The organism is Bacteroidota bacterium, from assembly GCA_016720935.1.
Taxonomy (GTDB): domain Bacteria; phylum Bacteroidota; class Bacteroidia; order AKYH767-A; family 2013-40CM-41-45; genus JADKJP01.
The window spans coordinates 558026-578810 of sequence record JADKJP010000007.1; the positions used below are offsets into that span (position 1 = coordinate 558026).

Annotated in this window: 18 protein-coding genes; 8 read left to right on the plus strand and 10 right to left on the minus strand. The window is 42.4% G+C overall.

The window, feature by feature from the left end; genetic code table 11:
- Positions 1-3: 3 nt before the first annotated feature.
- Genes rlmB through rmuC form a run of 3 tightly spaced genes read right to left on the minus strand, consistent with a single transcriptional unit; the run spans position 4 to position 3430 of the window.
- Positions 4-810, minus strand: coding sequence for a 23S rRNA (guanosine(2251)-2'-O)-methyltransferase RlmB (rlmB, locus tag IPP86_16500; protein ID MBL0140101.1), 807 nt, complete (start codon positions 808-810; stop codon positions 4-6).
- Positions 811-837: 27 nt separating this feature from the next.
- A complete protein-coding gene (locus IPP86_16505) occupies positions 838-2094 on the minus strand; it encodes a GWxTD domain-containing protein (GenBank protein ID MBL0140102.1) in 1257 nt (418 codons plus the stop codon).
- Position 2095: 1 nt separating this feature from the next.
- On the minus strand, positions 2096-3430 hold the full coding sequence (gene rmuC / locus IPP86_16510; GenBank protein ID MBL0140103.1) for a DNA recombination protein RmuC: 1335 nt from the start codon (positions 3428-3430) through the stop codon (positions 2096-2098).
- 117 nt (positions 3431-3547) lie between these two features.
- On the opposite strand from rmuC, the gene IPP86_16515 reads away from it, so the two are divergent.
- Entirely contained in the window at positions 3548-4636 is a 1089-nt protein-coding gene (locus IPP86_16515) for a hypothetical protein (GenBank protein ID MBL0140104.1), read from the plus strand.
- A 15-nt stretch (positions 4637-4651) separates the two neighbouring features.
- Here IPP86_16515 and IPP86_16520 read toward each other — a convergent pair whose 3' ends face one another.
- Positions 4652-5737: a PA0069 family radical SAM protein gene (locus tag IPP86_16520; protein ID MBL0140105.1), complete on the minus strand. Its 1086-nt coding sequence runs from the start codon at positions 5735-5737 to the stop codon at positions 4652-4654.
- 90 nt (positions 5738-5827) lie between these two features.
- On the minus strand, positions 5828-6382 hold the full coding sequence (locus IPP86_16525) for a hypothetical protein (protein MBL0140106.1): 555 nt from the start codon (positions 6380-6382) through the stop codon (positions 5828-5830).
- Between the two features lie 266 nt (positions 6383-6648).
- On the opposite strand from IPP86_16525, the gene IPP86_16530 reads away from it, so the two are divergent.
- Together IPP86_16530 and IPP86_16535 are read left to right on the plus strand one after the other, a co-directional pair.
- On the plus strand, positions 6649-8454 hold the full coding sequence (locus IPP86_16530) for an ABC transporter ATP-binding protein (GenBank protein ID MBL0140107.1): 1806 nt from the start codon (positions 6649-6651) through the stop codon (positions 8452-8454).
- A gap of 14 nt (positions 8455-8468) precedes the next feature.
- A complete protein-coding gene (locus IPP86_16535) occupies positions 8469-9104 on the plus strand; it encodes a CoA pyrophosphatase (GenBank protein ID MBL0140108.1) in 636 nt (211 codons plus the stop codon).
- A 90-nt stretch (positions 9105-9194) separates the two neighbouring features.
- Here the strand turns inward: IPP86_16535 and IPP86_16540 are convergent, their stop codons facing one another.
- The 4 genes from IPP86_16540 to eno all read right to left on the minus strand — a co-directional run bounded on the left by IPP86_16540 (position 9195) and on the right by eno (position 12770).
- Positions 9195-9761: a DNA-3-methyladenine glycosylase I gene (locus IPP86_16540; GenBank protein MBL0140109.1), complete on the minus strand. Its 567-nt coding sequence runs from the start codon at positions 9759-9761 to the stop codon at positions 9195-9197.
- A gap of 43 nt (positions 9762-9804) precedes the next feature.
- A complete protein-coding gene (locus IPP86_16545) occupies positions 9805-11076 on the minus strand; it encodes a citrate (Si)-synthase, eukaryotic (GenBank protein ID MBL0140110.1) in 1272 nt (423 codons plus the stop codon).
- A 98-nt stretch (positions 11077-11174) separates the two neighbouring features.
- Positions 11175-11447, minus strand: a complete 273-nt coding sequence (locus IPP86_16550) for a hypothetical protein (protein MBL0140111.1) — start codon at positions 11445-11447, stop codon at positions 11175-11177.
- 30 nt (positions 11448-11477) lie between these two features.
- A complete protein-coding gene (eno, locus tag IPP86_16555) occupies positions 11478-12770 on the minus strand; it encodes a phosphopyruvate hydratase (GenBank protein MBL0140112.1) in 1293 nt (430 codons plus the stop codon).
- 341 nt (positions 12771-13111) lie between these two features.
- Here eno and IPP86_16560 point away from each other — a divergent pair, with 341 nt between their 5' ends.
- The 5 genes from IPP86_16560 (at position 13112) to IPP86_16580 (ending at position 17245) form a co-directional block, all read left to right on the plus strand.
- Positions 13112-13852: a class I SAM-dependent methyltransferase gene (locus IPP86_16560; GenBank protein MBL0140113.1), complete on the plus strand. Its 741-nt coding sequence runs from the start codon at positions 13112-13114 to the stop codon at positions 13850-13852.
- Between the two features lie 67 nt (positions 13853-13919).
- Positions 13920-14624, plus strand: a complete 705-nt coding sequence (locus IPP86_16565) for an ABC transporter ATP-binding protein (GenBank protein ID MBL0140114.1) — start codon at positions 13920-13922, stop codon at positions 14622-14624.
- Positions 14625-14648: 24 nt separating this feature from the next.
- Positions 14649-15197, plus strand: coding sequence for a cob(I)yrinic acid a,c-diamide adenosyltransferase (locus IPP86_16570; protein MBL0140115.1), 549 nt, complete (start codon positions 14649-14651; stop codon positions 15195-15197).
- Positions 15198-15343: 146 nt separating this feature from the next.
- Positions 15344-15565, plus strand: coding sequence for a DUF2795 domain-containing protein (locus IPP86_16575; protein ID MBL0140116.1), 222 nt, complete (start codon positions 15344-15346; stop codon positions 15563-15565).
- Between the two features lie 93 nt (positions 15566-15658).
- Positions 15659-17245: a T9SS type A sorting domain-containing protein gene (locus IPP86_16580; protein ID MBL0140117.1), complete on the plus strand. Its 1587-nt coding sequence runs from the start codon at positions 15659-15661 to the stop codon at positions 17243-17245.
- A gap of 52 nt (positions 17246-17297) precedes the next feature.
- On the opposite strand, the gene IPP86_16585 is transcribed toward IPP86_16580, so the two are convergent.
- Complete coding sequence (locus tag IPP86_16585) at positions 17298-20690, minus strand: T9SS type A sorting domain-containing protein (protein MBL0140118.1); 3393 nt, start codon at positions 20688-20690, stop codon at positions 17298-17300.
- Positions 20691-20785: the final 95 nt, after the last annotated feature.

Here is a 20785-nt window from a genome sequence, read left to right on the forward strand (position 1 = left end):
AGCTCAATTGGTTTTAGTCGTCATTCCTTCGGCAACAATCCTTTGGCGGATGGCTTCGTAGAGCATAATTCCACAAGCCACAGACACATTCAATGAAGAAATTGTTCCGATCATGGGAATTCGCAGCAACTTGTCGCAAATGCGAATGAGTTCAGGAGAAACGCCATCTTCTTCCGAACCCATGACTACGGCAAGCGGACCATTGAGATCGTTCTGAAAATGGTATTCTTTTCCTTTCTCTGTCGCGGCTACTACCAGTACTCCACTTTGTTGCAAATACGTCACTGTATTTTTCAGATTACTTTCCCTGCAAACAGGAATCCTGTTTAGTGCGCCTGCTGAAGTTCTGATCGCATCCGAAGTTACCTGCGCCGCACCTCTGGAAGGAATTACAATCGCGTGAACTCCCGCGCATTCTGCCGTACGGGCAATCGCTCCAAAGTTACGGACATCTGTGATCCTGTCCAGAACAAGCAGAAAAGGTGTTTCTCCTTTTTCAAAGATTGAGGGCAACAATTGTCCGAGTGAATGATAAGAGATCGCGGAAATAAAACAAACAACATCCTGGTGATTCTTCCGTGTGAAGCGGTTGAGTTTGTCTTCAGGAACCTCCGTCCATGGAATATTCTCTTCACGAAGCAGATTTTTTAACTCCTGCATCAACTCCCCTTTCGCTGTGCGACCGATAAAAATTCTGTCGATCTCTTTCCCTGCTTTAACGGCTTCCATGACCGGTCTTAAACCGTAGATCATCTGGTCATCTTCACGATCGGCATTCGGGTTTTTATCTTTGAATGAAAAATTCTTCATATTGTTTCTAATGATTGTGTACCGGTATTAATTCATGCTGTTGTAAGCCCGGCCCTGACGCCATACTTCCACTGCACGATACCAACTGCTTTCATAGGTTGGTGATCGTGACAATGTAAAATCGTTATCAGTAAATGGATTATTGACTCGTACAAAAAAGAAATTCAGGGAGAGATTGCTGTTTGGAGTACCATAGATCCAGCTTTCACTCAATGCTCCACGATAAATCGTATTCGGACTGCCGAAGATAATATAGAGCATTCCTCTGTCGGTTCGCCATCCCTCAGTAAAAGAGGTAAAATAGCGATTTGCCTCTTTCACACGCGTATAGTACTTTTTTATAAGCTGACGGGACCTTTCCGCATTCCCTCCGCGGTCCAGCCAGAATGCATCCATGGCACTTTTCAAATTGGGCTTATTGCCAATGTCTTCGAATTCTCTTTTGGTCGTTAAGTAACGCATCGCCTGATACATCTGCATGGCAGTGGTGATTTCGGGAAAACCTCCATTGAAACGGAATAGCGTTAAACCCACTGATGAATTCGTATCCGGAGCAAAATGATAGAAACCCTCTTTTGCAAGGTTCAGTCCATGTGTATCAGACAGATCCACCATAAACAAACTATCAGCGTGATAGTTAAATTCCTCTCTCACATCAAAGCTGTATGGCGGTGGAGCCAGAATAAAATCACGGTGATAAAATTTGCACCAAAGTTTTTTAATTCCGGGATTCCTGCAATGCAAGCGAACTGTATCGCTCTGATACAAATAATTCCTGAAAATTAAATTATCCCTGAGGTCGGTCACCCTGAAACTTTGTCTTCCAAGAGAATCCGTATTATCAAAATTGACAAAAAATTCTTCGCTGTAATTTTTATTATTATCGGTAAATATCAGATTGAGCAGATGACTTCCTTTCTGATGCACGTTAAAATCAAATTCAACCAGGCGTGGACCCGATTTCTCCATCATGTCGAAGGAGTACTGAAGGGTAAGCGTATCCAGCACAATTGAAGACTCGTATGATTCCATCAGACGAGCCTGTATTTTCAGAGACGCCTTGAATTGATCATCCGGCTGACGGACAAACAAAAACTCGGAAGGCAACAGCTTTATTGAAATTCTGGAAAGGGTGTCTGAGGAATGAAATACATTTATTTCAGGATGAAAAACCTGTTCTGAATTCCTATAAACGGAACTCAGGTTTTCATTGCTCAGCTCACGCGTACCGAAACATCCGGTAAGCAGGAAAAACAGAAAAAAATAAAAATAGTTCCGGAACATATCAGGACTGTATATTTTCCTCCGCGCGTTCAACCAGTGAAGGAGGAAGTTCCTTTGTTGCTTTTGCTCCCAGTTTCCGGAGATCTTCGATTCGCTTAACAATATTTCCGTTTCCGGTTGACAATTTATTCATGGCTTCCGAATAACTTGTTTTCGCGCCATCCATCTTTTTACCAACTTCGATCAGATCGTCAACAAAATTTTTGAACTTATCATACAGAGCACCGCCCTGACGGGCAATTTCCATCGCGTTACGGGTCTGTCTTTCCTGTTTCCAGATAGAAGAAATTGTGCGCAAGGTCGCAAGCAAAGTAGAAGGACTCACAATGACAATTTTCCTGTCCCATGCAAAATTGAACAATTCATTATCCGCCTGTACAGCCATTCCAAAAGAGGATTCAATAGGCATAAATAAAAGCACAAAATCAGGTGACGTAAAATCAGCAGAGCTCTGATAACTTTTTTCACTAAGACCTTTGATATGACTTCTGACACTTAATACATGTTCACGCAATGATTGTTCACGTATCTCCTCATCCGGCGCATTCACCATGGCTTCGTAGGCCACAAGCGAAACTTTTGAATCAACGATGATGTGTTTGCTGTCGGGAAGATAGATGACAGCATCCGGCTGAATTCTGTTTCCAATTTCATTCTGAGCACTAACCTGCATTTTGTACTCTTCATCTTTGATCAATCCTGAACGCTCCAGGATTTTCTCCAGGATAAGTTCACCCCAATTGCCTTGCTTTTTGGTGTCGCCCTTCAACGCCTTCACCAGGTTATTCGCTTCTTCACTGATCTGTTTATTTAATTCAACCAGACTTTTGATTTCTCCTTTCAATGAATTTCTTTCCGCAGACTCCGCTTTGTAAGCATTATCAACCTTTTGTTCAAAGTCTCTGATTTTATCTTTCAGTGGATTGAGAATGATGTCCAACTGGGTTTTATTTTGCTCTGTAAACTTCTGACTTTTTTCATCCAAAATTTTATTGGCGAGATTTTCAAATTCCTTTGTAAAACGTTGCTGAAGGCTTTCCAACTCTTCCTTTTGCAACATTAACTTTTCCTGAAGATTTTTATTCGTTGTTTCCTGTTGTGCAAGCAGGGCATTCAGCTGAACATATTCCTGTCTTTCTTTTTCATTCTGTTTACGGGCATTTTCAGTTTGTAAAAGGGTCTGCTCCACCCTGTCGGCAAGAACAGAACGCTCCTTGTCCAATTCATTGATCCGGAGATTCAATGCCTCCTGCTCCGCATGGCCCTTATTCTTTGAATAAAACCACATGAGGATAGCCCCAATAACAATTCCGGTGATGAGAAAAACGATTTGCATAATCCTTGTAAGAATGAGGTAAATTTACGAATTATTTTAAGCAAACCTCCTATCGAACTCTTCCTGTATCCTGACGGATTCTTATCTTTCGGGGCAAAATCCTGTACATCAAAGCAAATGTTGAAAAGATATCTGATTGTTCTGTTAATTCTCTGCCCGCTCATCACTTTTTCTCAGGAGCGCAGCTATACTATATCCCTAAAGCCGGAAGACTGGGGCATCCGGTCCGGTGCTTTTTATATCTGTGGAGTTGACGATAAAAGGCATGATACAAAGAGTAATGGAAAAATTTTAATGGAGGGAAGCAAGAATCCGGTTGACGTGGTATTTGAAGAAGACATACAAAAAAGTCTGTTGAGCTGGATTTCTAATTGCATGCCGGCTGACACAAGCAAAATTCCAATCTGGATCGCTATTGATGACTTTAAATTTAAGGATCCCGGAACTGCAATTAAACACACCCTGAGTCTCGATTTCAAAATTCATTTTTACAGAATTCTTGAAGGACAGGAAATTGATCTTTTTCAAACAAGCGGAACTCCACAAATGCAGGCAAGAGGTTTTCCTAAATCCATGCCTGAAACTATCCTGCGTCAAACATTTAAAAGTTTATTCCAAAGCTTCAATGATTGGGTGAACCAAAACCCGGGACAAGTTGCGCTCTGTAAAAACATTTCGGTAGAATTTGTCAGAATGGATGCATCAGAAAAGGAATCAAAAAAAGATACCATTCGCTGGACATCAGAATACAGATTAAACTGGGATGATTTCAAATCTTCTCCTGACAAATCTTCTCCATTCAGTGCGCAAAGTCATTGTTTGTTTGATTACAAAGGAGTGCCAACTTTCAGGGATCAAACCATGATTTTACAGATCAGCATCTTCGCCTGTTTCGCGAAAAAAGAATCCTGGGTTCATCCGGATAAAAAGGAAGCACCGCTGCTAACCCACGAACAATTGCATTTTGACATTTGTGAATTGTTTGTCAGAAAACTCCGGAAGAAAATTTCAGAAACCCCATTATCGCTTTTGAATTCCGACAATCAGATAAAGGCTCTTTTTGAAGAAGCCTGGAAAGCTTATCAGGTTAATCAGAATCTTTACGATGAGGAAACAGAACATGGTCTGATTGAAGCTGCCCAGAAAAAATGGATCAACAATGTGAATGAAGAATTGAATGGGCTTGCTGAATTTTCCAGAGATTAAATTCGAACACAATATTTATTCTTCCATAAACAATTCCATCTGTCCGCCTGCCGATGGAACTCTGAAAAGCGATTTGTTATAAGGAGGAATTTCACGATCTGCCATGAAACGGTTTACACTCTGATGAAGTAACTGACGGATACTTTCCGCGATTTTCCCCTCACCTTTCATACGTGTCCCAAATCGACTGTCACTCAATTTACCTCCATGACAATCGGCGATCATGTGGAGTACTTTTTCGGCACGGTCAGGATAGGTTTTATGAATCCAGTTGGTAAAAATTTCCGCGACAGAATCATTTAAACGAACGATGGTCATGCCTGCATTCCGTGCACCACATGCTGCGGCTGCTTCGATGATTGCTGGAATCTCATGACTGTTCAAACCAGGGATAATCGGAGCAACCATGACGGTCACAGGGATATTGTGCTGACTCAAAACTTCAATAACCTTCAGTCGATTTTTAGCAGTAGCTGTTCTTGGCTCCAGTTGCAATCTCAAATCCTCATCAAGAGATGTAATACTGACAGCAACATGAACAAGGCTTAATGCTGCAAGTTCTTTTAGTAAATCAAGATCACGGAGTATCAACTGATTTTTTGTGATCAGACTCACGGGATTCCTGAAGCGTAAAAGAATCTCAAGCATTCTTCTGGTAAGTTTCCATTTACGTTCCGCGGGCTGATAACAATCTGTATTTCCCGAAAGCATGATTACCGCAGGCTTCCAGGATTTTTTTCGCAGCTCAGCTTCCAGCAAGGTTGGAGCTTCCGGTTTTACAAGGATCTTGGATTCAAAATCAAGTCCTGCGGAGTAGCCCCAATACTGATGTGTGTTTCTTGCATAACAATAAACACAGCCATGCTCACATCCCTGGTAGGGATTCATTGAATAATCAGAAGGAATATCCGGACTATCGATCCGGTTGATCATTTTTTTTGGATACTCGAGGAAATACTGCGTTGTATGGGAAAGTTCGAGTGCCTCATCGAGACCTTCGATGTGTTCCGTAACCAGTTCCTGACGCAAGTATTTATTACGCGTATTCAGTTGCGCGCCCCGGCCTTTAATCAGGTTGTCTGTAATGCGATCTTTCGGCATGCAGACAGTATACAAAAAAATGTATCGCTGATTCCGGCAATAAAAAATTCTGTGAAAAAGAAAATATTTTCTTTTAAAGCTATCTCTAAATTAGAAAACGATGATCATGTAACCTTTTTGTTCCAAAGGAGCTGTTGGCACATTGTCAAACAGCGCGCTTTCCGCAGCTTGCTTCGCTTTGGTTTTAAGGTATTCATTGTTCGTGCTGGAACCGGGAGCGCCGGGAGTTGCCTTGGTGACATGTCCGTATTTATCAATACTGATTTCAACCACAACAGTTCCTTTGTCCTGAGTAAGATTATCAATGCGCGGGGCTTTGGCAATTTTACGGTCGGCAACTTTATAACGGACGAGATATGATCCTGCAGTAATTTGCTTCTCCCCGATTTCTCTTGGAGCTGCCGCGGAAGATTCCGCGCCGGTAGCAGCTTTTGCCGCTTCCGATTCTGAAAAATTGATTGAATAAATATCCTCAACATTCAGTTTCATCTTGTTTCCTTTATACAAAAAGTCCACAGTGCCATTGTTCAGAGACTGAACTGTTCCGTTCATTTTCTCTCCGCTTTTCATCGTTACAACATGTTGAGCGGAACAGAATGCGTACGAAGCCATAAAGGCTAATCCAAGAATTACTTTTTTCATCATTTTTTCAGCAATTGATTGTTTTATACAAAATTATAGAAGTTCAATTCACCAATTAGATGAGCAGAAGCTATTTATTAACATCTTGCGAAATCTAAATTCCAATCCAATGAACTATTTATGGAACGCAAACTATCACATTAATATTCTCATTCTTGGATTTTATTAAAAATTCCGGTTGAAAAGCCCACGTTTATTTGATCAAAGAATGAAATAAATTCACGCCAGAATCGTCCATAAATAAGTACCTTTGGCCCCCTCTATCTCCCATGAAATTACTTTTATCTTACCTCCGCAATCACAAGAAATATGTACTGCTGGCACTCCTGCTGGCGGCTGTGAATCAGTGCTTTTCCCTTATGGACCCGCTGATTGCGGGAAAAATGATGGATCGTTTTGGTGTTCACATTTCAGACTATCGTAATGACCCGAACAAAAATTTCGCCCATGATATTATGCTGCTGCTGTTGGCATCAATGGGTGTTGCAATGGTCAGTCGTATCGCCAAGAATTTTCAGGATTATTTCGTGAATGTTGTTGTACAGCGCTCCGGAGCACAAATGTATACAGATGGAATCCGCCACTCTCTTGAACTTCCCTACCAGGTTTTCGAAGATCAGCGCAGTGGTGAAACGCTCGGCAAACTCCAGAAAGTACGAACCGATTCAGAGAAATTTATTACAGCCTTTATAAGTGTCGTATTTCAGACATTAGTTGGATTGATTTTCGTGATCTGGTATGCTTTTACAGTTCACTGGCTTGTTGCTCCTGTATTTCTTGTAACCGTTCCTTTACTTGGAATTGTCAGCAGTCTGCTCAGCAAAAACATCAAAAAAATCTCGAAAGTAATTCTTGGAGAAACCACTTCACTTGCCGGTTCAACAACTGAATCTTTACGCAATATTGAACTGGTAAAAAGTCTCGGACTTGCCAATCAGGAAGTCAGTCGGTTGAATTCCATCACAGGAAAAATCCTGAAACTTGAATTGAAGAAAGTCCGGTATATCCGCAGTTTGAGTTTTGTGCAGGGAACGACTGTAAATTTTCTCCGCACAGCATTCTTATTCCTGTTGTATTATTTGGTGTTTAAGGATGTGATTACACCGGGAAAACTTCTTACGCTCACCTTTTTCAGCTTTTTCATTTTCGGACCTTTGCAGGAACTTGGTAATGTCATTGCCATCTATCGTGAAGCACAGGCATCGCTTGCAAACTTCCAGACTATTCTCGATACACCAATTGAGCCGCGTCCGGCTAATCCGAAAAGTATAGGCAGAATTGAAGATTTTCGTTTCGATAATGTATCATTCCGCCATCAAAGCAGTGCGCACAATGCGGTGGAAAATATTTCCTTTCAGGTTCGTCGCGGAGAAACTGTTGCCTTTGTAGGGCCAAGCGGTGCCGGCAAGACGACACTAGTCAAGTTGCTTGTTGGATTGTACATCCCTGAACAGGGAAAAATTCTTTACAACGGAATTCCCGGTGATCAGATCAACAAGGATGAACTTCGTGAACAAATTGGTTTTGTTACACAGGATACACAGCTCTTCAGCGGAACTATTCGCGAGAACCTCCTCTTTGTAAATCCAAATGCTACCGACGAGCAATGCATGGATGTGCTGAGGAAAGCAGCCTGTCAGAACCTGATGGCCAGAGCCGAGAAGGGTCTGGATTCAGTGATTGGTGAAGGTGGTGTAAAGGTTTCCGGTGGTGAAAAGCAAAGGCTTTCAGTAGCCCGTGCTTTGTTACGTCAACCCAACCTGATGGTTTTTGACGAGGCGACCTCCGCACTTGACTCGATTACTGAAGAAGAAATTACAGATACCATTCGTGCTCTTACATCACGCAAGGAGCACATCACCATCATGATTGCTCACCGCCTGAGTACCATCATGCATGCCGATAAAATCTTTGTTCTTGAGAAAGGACAAATTATTGAATCCGGTTCACACAATGATTTGCTCGAATCAAAGGGTTTGTATTACGCGATGTGGCGTCAACAGATTGGAGAACGTAAGCGTGTCGTTATCCCTGCCGGAAACGGAAGCGCGGCGAAAATGCCGGTAACAAATTAATTCTACTCTCATTTATGCTGGAAATTTTCAGCAAAAGTCTTAAACATCGATTGGCCCTGCCACTTCCTGGCCGGGAAGCACAGCTAAAAATGGCTCATGCGGAAAGAAGACTGAATCTTTCCCGCTACAAAATTCCGGAAGACGCCCGTTGGGGAAGTGTTTTGATTTTGTTGTTTGAAGACGAAGGCACGATAAAATTTCCGCTCATCCTCCGCTCTGATTACGATGGTGTTCACAGCCGTCAGATAGGTTTACCCGGAGGCAAATACGAATCGCCTGATCTTGATTTACAAGCTACCGCTCTGCGTGAAACTGAAGAAGAAATCGGTGCCGCGCAAAAGGACATCACCATTATCGGCAAACTCACTGAGCTTTACATTCCACCAAGTAATTTTCTTGTTCATCCATACATCGGAACGATTCCCTATCGTCCGCTTTTTGTTCCTGATAAAAATGAAGTTGCGAAAATCATCGAACTCGATCTGGATAAACTGATGGATGAAAGCAGTCTGGGCGAAAAAGACATCAAGTTAGGCACCGGACACATCATTCACACCCCTGTTTATTATTTTGAAGACGAAACCGTCTGGGGCGCGACAGCAATGATGCTGAGTGAATTTAAATCGGTGTTGTTTGAAATGGGGATCTGAGGGACGGGGGACGAGGGACGAAAGCTAACTCAATAACTCAATAACCAAATAACTCAATAACTCAACAACCATTATCCAGATCTTCGAACCTCAACCTCTATACTTCCAACAATCCACCAAATGATCATTGACCATTCCCGCTGCCTGCATATAGGCATAGCAAATGGTTGAACCGACAAATTTAAAACCGCGTTTGTACAGATCGGCGCTCATGTTGTCGGATTCTTTTGTAGAAGGTTTGATGTTTTTGTGCGTCTTGTATTTGTGATCGATTACTTTGTTGCCGGTGAACTGCCAGATGTATTTATCAAAAGTTCCAAACTCTTTTTGAATCTCAAGAAAACGTTGCGCGTTGTTGACGGTGCCATACACCTTCAGCTTATTGCGAATGATCCCTGCATCATTCAGGAGTTTCTGAATTTTTGGTTCTTTATATTTTGCAATTTTGACATAATCAAAATTGTCAAAAGCTTTTCTGAAATTCTCTCTCTTGTTCAGGATTGTACTCCAGCTCAGTCCAGCCTGAAAAGTATCGAGCAAAATAAATTCAAAATGTTTTTCATCATCATGCACGGGAACTCCCCACTCTGCATCATGATATTCCATCATGAGTTCAGAGGAAAGACACCACGGACAACGAATACGTTCTTTGGCCATTTTATAAACCAGAATGGACTGAATAAATAAGAAAAAAGAAAAATTATACCGCTGCTTTCGCTGCCTTGCTTTTCATCCAATCTGTGGTTACTGAACCCGGACGTTCAATCGGATGTCCAAGTGCGCGATCCCAGAGCAATGATGCCAATACACCTAAAGCACGGCTAACACCGAAGAGTACAGTATAGAAATCATATTCATCCATACCATAATGCATCAGCAAAGCTCCGCTGTGTGCATCCACATTTGGCCATGGATTTTTGATCTTTTTAATATTGTCGAGAATTGGAGGAACCACCTCGTACACCTGGTGTACAATTCTGCAGTTCACATCTTCAGGAATATATTTCTTCGCGAATTCCATTTGAGCGATAAAACGCGGATCGGTTTTACGCAATACAGCATGCCCGTAACCCGGCACAACTTTTCCGTCTTCCATGGTCTTCATCACGTAATCCTGGATTTGTTCTTTTGTTGGAACAGCTCCATCGTAATAATTACGGAGATCGAGGATCCAGCGAATCACTTCCTGATTTGCGAGACCATGCAATGGACCTGCCAGACCGTTCATCCCTGCAGCGAAAGACAGATAAGCATCACTCAGCGCTGAGCCAACAAGATGTGTCGTGTGCGCGGAAACGTTTCCTCCTTCATGGTCAACGTGGATAGTGAGATACAAACGCATGAGGCGTTTCATATCGTAATCATCATATCCGAGCATGTGCGCGAAATTTCCGGCCCAGTCCAGTTTTGGATCCGGCTCGATGTGCACATTGTTTTTGTAAGTACGGCGGTAGATATATGCGGCGATGCGGGGAAGACGTGCGATGAGGTTCATCACGTCTTCGTACATCGGATCCCAGTATTCTTTTTTATTTAAACCTTTACGATAAGCGGCAGCGAACACCGATTCCTTTTGCAAAGCCATGATGGCCATACTGAACTGCGTCATCGGGTGCAGATTCAAAGGCAAACTGTCAAGCATGTCGAAAACAAACTTCGGCACATTGCTTCTGCGTGCCCAGATATTACTCACCTGGAGCACATCGTCCTCAGTAGGTAATTCACCCATGAGCATGAGATAGAAGATTCCTTCCGGCAAAGGTTCACTGTCGCCCGTTGCTTTCGGGAGTTTCTCGCGCAGTTCAGGAATGCTGTAACCACGGAAACGAATACCTTCTTCAGGATCCAGTTTGCTGGTCTCCGTTACCATCCCGATCATCCCCTTCATTCCTGAATACACCTGCTCAATCGTGTAGGAACCGATGACCTGGTTTCCATTTTCTTTAATGAAATCTTTCAGCTCAGCCGCCATAGGCAGAGCTATTTTCGCGAATTTGTCTTTTATCTTATCGGTTTTCAAGAGAGATATGTATTAAAAAATAAGGAGGATGAATGTAAACGAATTTCAGATTAACGCGGTGGCGTGTAAATTTTCTTGGACTTTTCTATATTTTCCTGTTTGTTCACAGAGGTAATGTTAAGTTCAGGAACAACAATGACGAGACTGACTATAAATGCGGCAATCAGGAATATCCACAAGGCCAAACGTCCCCACTTTTTCATTCTCCGTTTCGAGAAAAAAGGTGATTTCTTTTTCAGCCTGATCTTTTTTCTTAAACGGCCACTACGCGGTGAAATTGAGTACTCACCCGTAGCCAGTTTATCCAACGTTTCCTGATCCATCAAACGAAATTATCCGGGTTAATGTTTTAATTAACGCTTTACAAATTTAAAATCTTTCCCTGCAAAATGTGCTGTCTCTCCCAGTCCTTCTTCAATCCTCAGCAATTGATTGTATTTAGCCATCCTGTCGGAACGGGAAGCGGAACCGGTTTTTATTTGTCCGGTTTTCAGAGCAACGGCAAGATCAGCAATGGTACTGTCTTCGGTTTCTCCTGAACGGTGACTCATCACTGATGAATAACTGTTTCGATGCGCCAGGTTAACCGCATCAATGGTTTCAGATAATGTACCAATCTGATTCACCTTAACAAGAATTGAATTAGCAACTCCTTTTACAATGCCTTCATTCAGACGTTTCACATTGGTCACAAACAAATCATCACCTACCAGCTGAATTTTTTTCCCGGCCAGATCTGTGAGCTTTTTCCAACCATCCCAGTCATCTTCAGCCAGTCCGTCTTCAATAGAAACAATCGGATATTTTTCGATCCAGTTGGCCCAGTACTGAGCCATTTGTTCCGGACTCAGCTGATCACCGGAGGATTTTTTGAATATGTATTTTCCGGCTTTCTCATCAAAGAATTCCGAGGCCGCTGCATCCATCGCGATGTAAATATCTTTACCTGCCGTGTATCCCGCTTCACCAATCGCATCGAGGACCGACTGAATCGCTTCTTCATTCGATTTGATGTTTGGAGCGAAACCACCTTCATCACCAACATTTGTAGAAAGTCCTTTTTTCTTCAATACTGCTTTGAGGTGATGGAACACCTCTGTGCCCATGCGTAAAGCCTCACTAAAACTAGGTGCGCCAATAGGCATAATCATAAATTCCTGGAAGTCGATGCTGTTATCAGCATGTGAACCTCCGTTGAGGATATTCATCATCGGAACAGGCAGCACATTGGCATCTACTCCGCCGACATAACGGTAAAGTGGCTGATTGCTTTCCATTGCTGCCGCTTTCGCGCAAGCCAGTGAAACGCCCAGGATCGCGTTGGCTCCCAGGTTGGATTTATTTTCGGTTCCATCCAGTTTGATCATGGCCATATCAATCAGGCGCTGATCAGAAACAGGGAAACCTTTGAGCTCTTCGTTAATGGCTTTGTTCACATTGTAAACAGCTCTCAAAACACCTTTGCCAAGGTATTTTTGTTTGTCACCATCCCTGAGTTCAACAGCTTCATGAACGCCGGTAGAAGCCCCCGAAGGGACTGCAGCGCGTCCAAAAGCGCCATTTTCTGTTATTACATCTACTTCAATCGTTGGATTACCCCTGGAATCCAGAATCTGACGGGCATGTATTTCTGCAATCGAGCTCATATAGAAGATAATGAATTCACAAAAATAGCAATAATTGATCTTTATGAAAATGATTTAAGCCCTGAGACCTTTTTTTTGAATAAAATTCAAAGGTTGATTTCCATAAATCGCAGCATAAAAAGCAGGAAAAAACCAAGATTAATCCAAACTCTTCAGCCTTAAGTACAGCGTATTGAAAGTCAATGGTTCATTGGAAAGTACCCGGCACAAATTCATGGATGCAATTCGTTTATAAAAAATTTCAAATCGGCAGGATCCGGACTGGGAACAAAAAGCCTTTCTTTTATCTTCGCAGGGTGGATAAATTTTTTTCTGCGACACATTTCCTGAAATATAAACTCATGGGCGGAACAGCCCATGATGTTCATTCTCCATTTGTTTTCGATTTACTAAACGACGTAATCAGGGATGAAACGCCCTTTTACATCTATGATAAAATTGAAGCTTTAAGAGCCCGACTTTTACTGGATGAATCCATTCTTAGTGTTACAGATCTGGGAACCGGTGGAGAGCGAAATCAAAAAAGGTCTCTCAAGGTTAAATACATCGCGGGTACATTTCTGAAATCTGCACGATGCAGTCAATTGTTGTTCCGGCTGGTGAATCATTTCCATCCAAAGAACATATTGGAACTTGGAACTTCATTGGGAATTACGACACTCTACTTAGCCTCACCTTACAGGAAAACTCAGGTTATCACCATGGAGGGTTGTCCGGAAACTGCTAATAAAGCAAGGGAACATTTCGATTTGTTTCAAATGGAAAATATCCGGGTTGTTACCGGAGATTTTGGCCTGAATCTTTCCAGTGTATTGGAAAATATCGGAGAAACCGGAATGGTCTTTTTTGATGGCAATCACAAACGAGACGCTACACTCTTCTACTTCAACCAGGCTCTCCGGCATGCAGGGAATGATACGATCTTTATCTTTGACGATATACACTGGAGCAGGGAAATGGAAGCAGCCTGGAACACCATCAAAGCTAATCCAAGGGTTACACTGAGCATTGATTTGTTCCAATTGGGTCTGATCTTTTTCAGAAGTGGCATTCCGAGACAACATTTTGTCCTTAAATTCTAATTCCTTCTCTAACGTTTTGATAACATTTTAACGTTTACATTTGCCCAAAGAATTCCTGTTTATGGCATTGCTTGAACTCAGAAATATTTCCCGTCGTTATGTAATCGGTACAGAGGAAGTAAACGCTTTACGATCCATTACTTTGTCGATACAAAAAGGCGAATATGTCGCATTGATGGGACCTTCCGGTTCCGGAAAATCAACGCTCATGAATATCATCGGTTGCCTGGATACTCCAAGCAGCGGAGAGTATATTCTAAACAATAAACAAGTGAATTCCATGGCAGATAATGAACTCGCCGAAATCCGTAACAAAGAAATCGGGTTCATTTTCCAGACATTCAATCTTATCCCGAGAAGCTCTGCCTTGGACAATGTAGCTCTGCCACTCGTATATGCAGGGATCCGCAAAGATGAGAGGGTTAACAGAGCGATGACTGCTTTGGAGGATGTCGGCCTGGGTGATCGTGTCAAACACAAACCGAATGAACTGTCCGGTGGACAAAGACAACGTGTCGCTGTCGCGCGCGCGCTTGTAAACAAACCTTCTATTATTCTTGCGGATGAACCGACAGGGAACCTTGATTCCAAAACTTCGGAGGAAATCATGGCCTTGTTTGAAGAAATTCATCAAAAAGGAAATACCATCATTGTTGTTACACACGAAGAAGACATTGCCCGTCATGCCTACAGGATTATCCGGATCAAAGACGGACTCATTGAATCCGATCAGCCCAATCCGAAAGTTGTCAGAACCGGAGCGCCTGTTTGATTCGCAATCTTTTCTATCATACTCATGAAGATTTACACAAAAAAGGGTGACGAAGGCAAGACTTCTTTGATTGGAGGAACCCGTGTTTCCAAAAATCACAAGCGAATCGATGCTTATGGAACCATTGATGAACTAAACAGCTGGATTGGACTTTTGCGTGATCAGGCGATTGCTTCCGGACATATCACCTTGCTGCTCACCATTCAGGATCGCCTCTTTATCATTGGTTCTCAACTTGCAGCTGACCCTGAAACTTCCCGAATGAAACTTCCTGAACTTACAGAGGAGGATGTCCTCCTTCTTGAAAACGCTATGGATGAGATGGAAAGTACATTACCGGAAATGAAACACTTTGTATTACCCGGAGGAAACCCGATTGTTTCTTATTGCCATCTGGCCCGAACCGTTTGCCGTCGTGCCGAAAGATGTGTTGTTTATTTATCAGAGACGGATCATGTTTCTCCGCTTATTTTAAAATATCTGAATCGATTATCCGACTACCTTTTTGTCTTATCCAGGAAACTTAGCGCCGAAACCGGTTCAAAAGAAACACCCTGGATTCCGGGAAAGTGATCATAACACCGATTTTTATTTGCAAATCCTTGTCAGGCAAGCCTTTCCAACAAATCCGGAAAAATGAGAAACCCGATACAAGTGATTATTATTTTTCTATTTTTGCAACCCTTAAAAAGGATCAACATCCTTCTAATCAATAAAAAATGTATTGGACCCTCGAACTTGCACAGCACCTTGAAGATGCTCCATGGCCGGCAACTAAAGATGAGTTGATCGATTACGCGATTCGTTCCGGCGCTCCTCTTGAAGTCATTGAAAACCTCCAGGAACTGGAAGACGAAGGTGAAGCCTACGAAAGCATCGAAGAAATCTGGCCTGACTATCCAACCAAGGATGACTTCTTCTTCAACGAAGACGAGTATTAGTCAAATAGTATAGAAAACATTCAAAAGGGGACTTTATTGTCCCCTTTTTCTTAAGATCAAATTTCAATTATCTTTGGTAATAAATAAATTTTCATGAAAAAATATCTACTCCTCTCCTACTTGTTTCTGATTGCAGTTGCCGGAAATGCACAAGTTAAATTTCAAACTTTGTACGGTGATGTGAATCTGGATGACGCACAGGTTGTGGTCCACACTTTTGATGGCGGATTTTTGCTTGCCGGTGGTACAGGACCAAACATGCTCGACAGTACTGATGTAACTTTATTTCGTCTCAACGCAAATGGCGATCTCGTATGGTCTTCAAAAATTGACGCCTACAAAGACGACTTCATCAGCGATGCGCTTCAGCTTGCGGATGGTACTTTCCTGCTGGTTGGAACAACGTACAGTTCACCAATTGACTCAGTTTATTCCGACATCCTTGTGATGCAAGTGGATGATGCAGGATTCATCATGTGGTCAAAAGTATTCGGCGGTAGTGATTATGATGAGGCTCAATCTATTGTTGATATTGGCAACGATCAGTATGTGATCCTTGGCAATACATGGAGTTTTGGTTCTGTTTTAAAATCAGCATTGGCCATGAAGATCAATGCGGGTGGTGATCAGTTCTGGACGAACATCAGCAGCACTACGATCTCCAATTATTTTTACAAAGGAGCAAAAACTGACGACGGATTTATCGCAGTTGGCGGAACATTCAATGTGAGCGGTGGTACAAACTTCGATCACTACGTTACGAAATTTGACAGTACAGGGAATATTATCTGGAGCAAACGCTATGGAACTATCGGCGCCGATTGGTCATACGCGATTGAAAATGTTCCTGGCGGAGGATATATTGTGGCGGGTGTATCTGTTGTAAACACTTCGGGCGGTACTGATCAGAATATTTTCAAACTGGATGCCGCAGGCAATGTTGTCTGGAACTTCAATTATGGCGGACTGCAATACGAAAGGCCTTCGACTGTGCGGCAAACAGCAAATGGGAATTTTGTAATAGCCGGTTTCACCAATGTGGGAGATTCATTGAATGTGATCAATCAGGACCTTCTGGAAGAAATTGACACGGATGGTAATCTAATCTGGGCACGTACTTACGGCGATGTAACTGCTACCAGCGAATGTTATTCCATGGTCGCGACCAATGATGGTTATGCTTTGGCGGGATACACCATTGGTTTCCAGACTGGCAATATCGGAGATGCTTATTTCGTCAAAACTGATACTGCCGGATTCAGCGGGTGTTATGAAACCAACTTCCCTGCGATTGTGAACATCAATACATTCACCGATAGTACTGGTGCCAATGAGCAAATAATTGTTTTAAACGAAAGCACCGCTTTATTTAATTCATCCTTACAAATCAATCAATTCGGGCAGATCTGTTTTACGGATGGCACAACCGACTTGACTTCACAAAAAATGTTTAGCCTTTACCCGAATCCTGCAAGCGAAAACCTGATGGTTCATTTTACTACTGAAGACAATTCAGGTTTACTGAAGATCAAAGATCTTTCCGGCAGAATTTTGAAAACAATAGCTGTTTCAGAAAATTCCGGGATGACAATTCCTGTGAAAGAACTCGCTTCCGGTCTTTACATCATGAGTTATGAAAATGAAAAAGGTATTACCAGTACCACCTTCATTCGTCAATAAATAAAAAACAAAGCACAATAAAAAAGGAGCCTTAGTGGCTCCTTTTTTTGTATCAGGATTTTATGATTTTTCCCGAATGCTGAACTGTATTGTTCTTAAGAATGCTGTATTGATACATTCCAGCTTCCAGTCCGGACAGATCGAGTACAGTATTTATTAATCCGGATGATGATCTGATTTCCTTAGACATCACTTGTCTGCCGGTTACATCTGTGATGCGCACGAAATATGTATTTCCTGCTGCAGCATTGAATGCTATTTTCAAAACATCTGTTACAGGGTTAGGATAAACCATCACCTTGTCACTGAGTTCGGCGCTATTCACCCCTGTACTTGCATCGCTTACATTAATATCGTCCAGGTATAAATTGTTACCATAACCACTGATGGCATCAAAACGAAACAGAACTCCTGAATTACCTATGAGGGAAGTTATATCAATTGAATCTCTTCTCCAGTCAGAAGGCCCGGGAATAAAAACATTTGAATTTTGAGCAGTAGTTGCTATGTCAAGAGGACCTTTCTCATAAATGCGATTAAAAGTGGTTCCACAATCTGAACTTACAGAAATGACCAGTGAATCGTCAAATCCTGTTCCATAAGGTGCATAGGCAAGGTTAAAGGAGAGTATTGCCGGAGCTATCGCATTACTCAAATCAAATTGTGGAGTTGACAAGGCACCAACACTTCCATTTGCAACATAAAAGAAATTAGCATAGACAGATGTTGACGACAATCCGAATCCTCCTGTCGTATTGTCGAGCAGCAGTAACCCTGAAGGATCATTTAATGTCCAGTTCGCAGGAGGAAGTAATGCAGCCTGAAAATCTTCGGTGAATGGAATAGGGAATTGAATTGTATTCACATTAAAACTGATGGAACGAATATCATTGAATGCATACTGATCAGTTCCTCCATTTGGATCAGAAGTATACACTGAGAATACATGGTTTCCGCCGGTATAGGTTTGCACAGGAAGTGTGATCAGATCTTCGTCTCCCCTGCTCAGCGCTCCTGTCCATACATACAATTGTGGCGTACCACCATCAAGTTGATAATACACATTTGCTGTAAATAATGTATCAGAGCCATAATTGCGAATTTTAAATTGAGGAATTTGTTGTGAATCACAAGATGTTCCTCCCGGAGAAAGTATTTGAGAAATTCCTGCATCCAACAGAATTGGCACAGCTCCGTTCAAATCAGCTTCCCAGATACCACGACCATAAGTTGCCGCACGCAATTTTCCGGCACCGTAATGAATTTCCATTTCACTCACCATCACATTAGGCAAGCCACCATTGTAGGGTATCCAATCGAATGCGGCGGAATCACGATAGAAAACTCCGAAATCAGTTCCTATATACAGCACATCATCGCTTTGGTTTTGATAAACAATACAGTTCACCGGAATATTCGGAAGTGTTCCGGAAATATTATTCCAGTTCGTTCCTCCATCTGTTGACATGTAAACTTTTTCTCCATCAGAATAGCCCGTAAAAGTCACCCATACTTTCTGAGGATTCGTATCACATACCGAAATGGAAGTGATACCTACTGAATTTACAGGAAGACCGGGAGAGATATCTGTCCAGGAAACTCCTCCATTGTCGGTACGAAAAATCGCTCCCAATGATGCTGCGTAAAGCACATTGGTATTGGATCTTGCAATGGCAATAGCTATCACATCTCCGTTAAATGTCGCGTTCGAAGTTATCGAATTCCAGGTGCTGCCACCGTCTGTTGTTTTTTGAAGGTCAAAAAAGCCGCCATACAAAGTTTGCGGATCAACCGGATCTATGATGTAAGGTGTCACCCATGCACCACCCCCGGGAGCAATAAAGTTGAATGTAGTTCCTCCATCTGTTGAACGCTGAACATAACCGTTCTGTGAAGAGACATACACGACATCATCATTCGTATAATCTACAAGACATTCCATTCCATCGGCACCGGATACTTGCTCCCAGACACCATTCTTCAAACGATCCGTTCCATTGTCCTGTGCTCCCGCATAAATCAGGTAAGGATCAGTGGTACTCTGTCCCATGCGGTAATATTGTTTGATACCAAGCGAATTACTCAGGTCTGTCCAGCTTGATCCTGCATCATCTGTTTTAAAAATTCCACCATCGTTACCTGAGAAAATTGTCGTGTTACTTCCCGGTAGAAAATCGAGAAAATGATTGTCGGCATGCACATAATCAACTCCACCACCGGTATTTGCGGCACTCTGCCATGAACTTCCACCATCAATTGTTTTTGAAATTCCCAATCCTCCGCAATACACCGTATTTTCATCCACTTGTGAAGCGGCTAAAACACAATCATAATAGCCGTAAAAAGTAGTCTGCGGCGAACCGGGTTGCGTAAAACTCACTCCTCCGTCGTTCGATCGATAGAAAGTTCCTGTTTCGCACAGAGCGTAAATTACATTATCATTTGCGGCTGTGGTTGCAATCGAGATGCGACCGGTGCATAAACCCTGATACAATTGTGTCCAGGTTTGACCACCGTCTAATGAACGGTACAAAGAAGAATTATCTGTTGAATAAACAACATCCGCATTCGAGGTATTGAATTCGATGTCATAATAGTGACCGGACTGAACCAGGCTCCACGTTGCTCCTCCATTTGTGGAACGGAAGATCCCATTGCGCGTCGCGATCATCACAATTTCAGGGTGTGTTGGACTAACGACAATACGTTGAATAATATCAGTCTGTGATTGAGAATAAGTTAAGCCAGTTGAATTCCATGTCACTCCACCATCAACCGACATCAACACTCCCGCACTGTATGTTCCACCCCAGAAATCATTCAGATATTCATAACCATATCCGTCGCCTGTAGCAATGTACATGGTATCCGTATTTCTGGGATTGATGGCCATATCGGCAATGCTGAGTGCTGGGAGAAGATCCGTATTGGTTGACCAGCTTTGTCCGCCATCGGTTGATTTCCAAAGTCCGCCACATGCCGCACCAAGAAAAATATTTTGGGAATTGTTCGGATCGAAACGAATGACATTTACCCGTCCGGCTCCACCACCACCACCCGGAACTACCGCGGGTCCGATAAAACTCCAGTTAGGGGACGAAGTTCTCTGGTTGGCTACCGGATGCTCCTGCTGATAACGTTTGTATTCCCTGAACAAAATATCCGGCTGAGGAAATTGTCCACTGGGAAAAGTCCTTTGTTTCATGAACCATTCCCATCTTTTAAACTGCTGATAGCCTCCTTCTTCTGCATTTTCTTCTTCCTTCATGGACACATCACGATCTTTCCAATAATTGTTAAATTTCTCCTGAACACTGTAGAAATTAGGCTTCTGTGCTTCTTTTCTCACGGAGGTGAGTGAAGGCTTCATCCACGGCTGAGCGGAAACAGAAATCTGTAAAAAAATGCCTGAAATGATCAGGGAAAATAATGAGTTCTTTTTCATTTGATTGCGACAGGATTTTGGACCTGAATTTCAAAAATAAGAAAAGAACTTAATCCAAAGCCTGATTTCATCCCATAAGTGCTTTATTTACATGA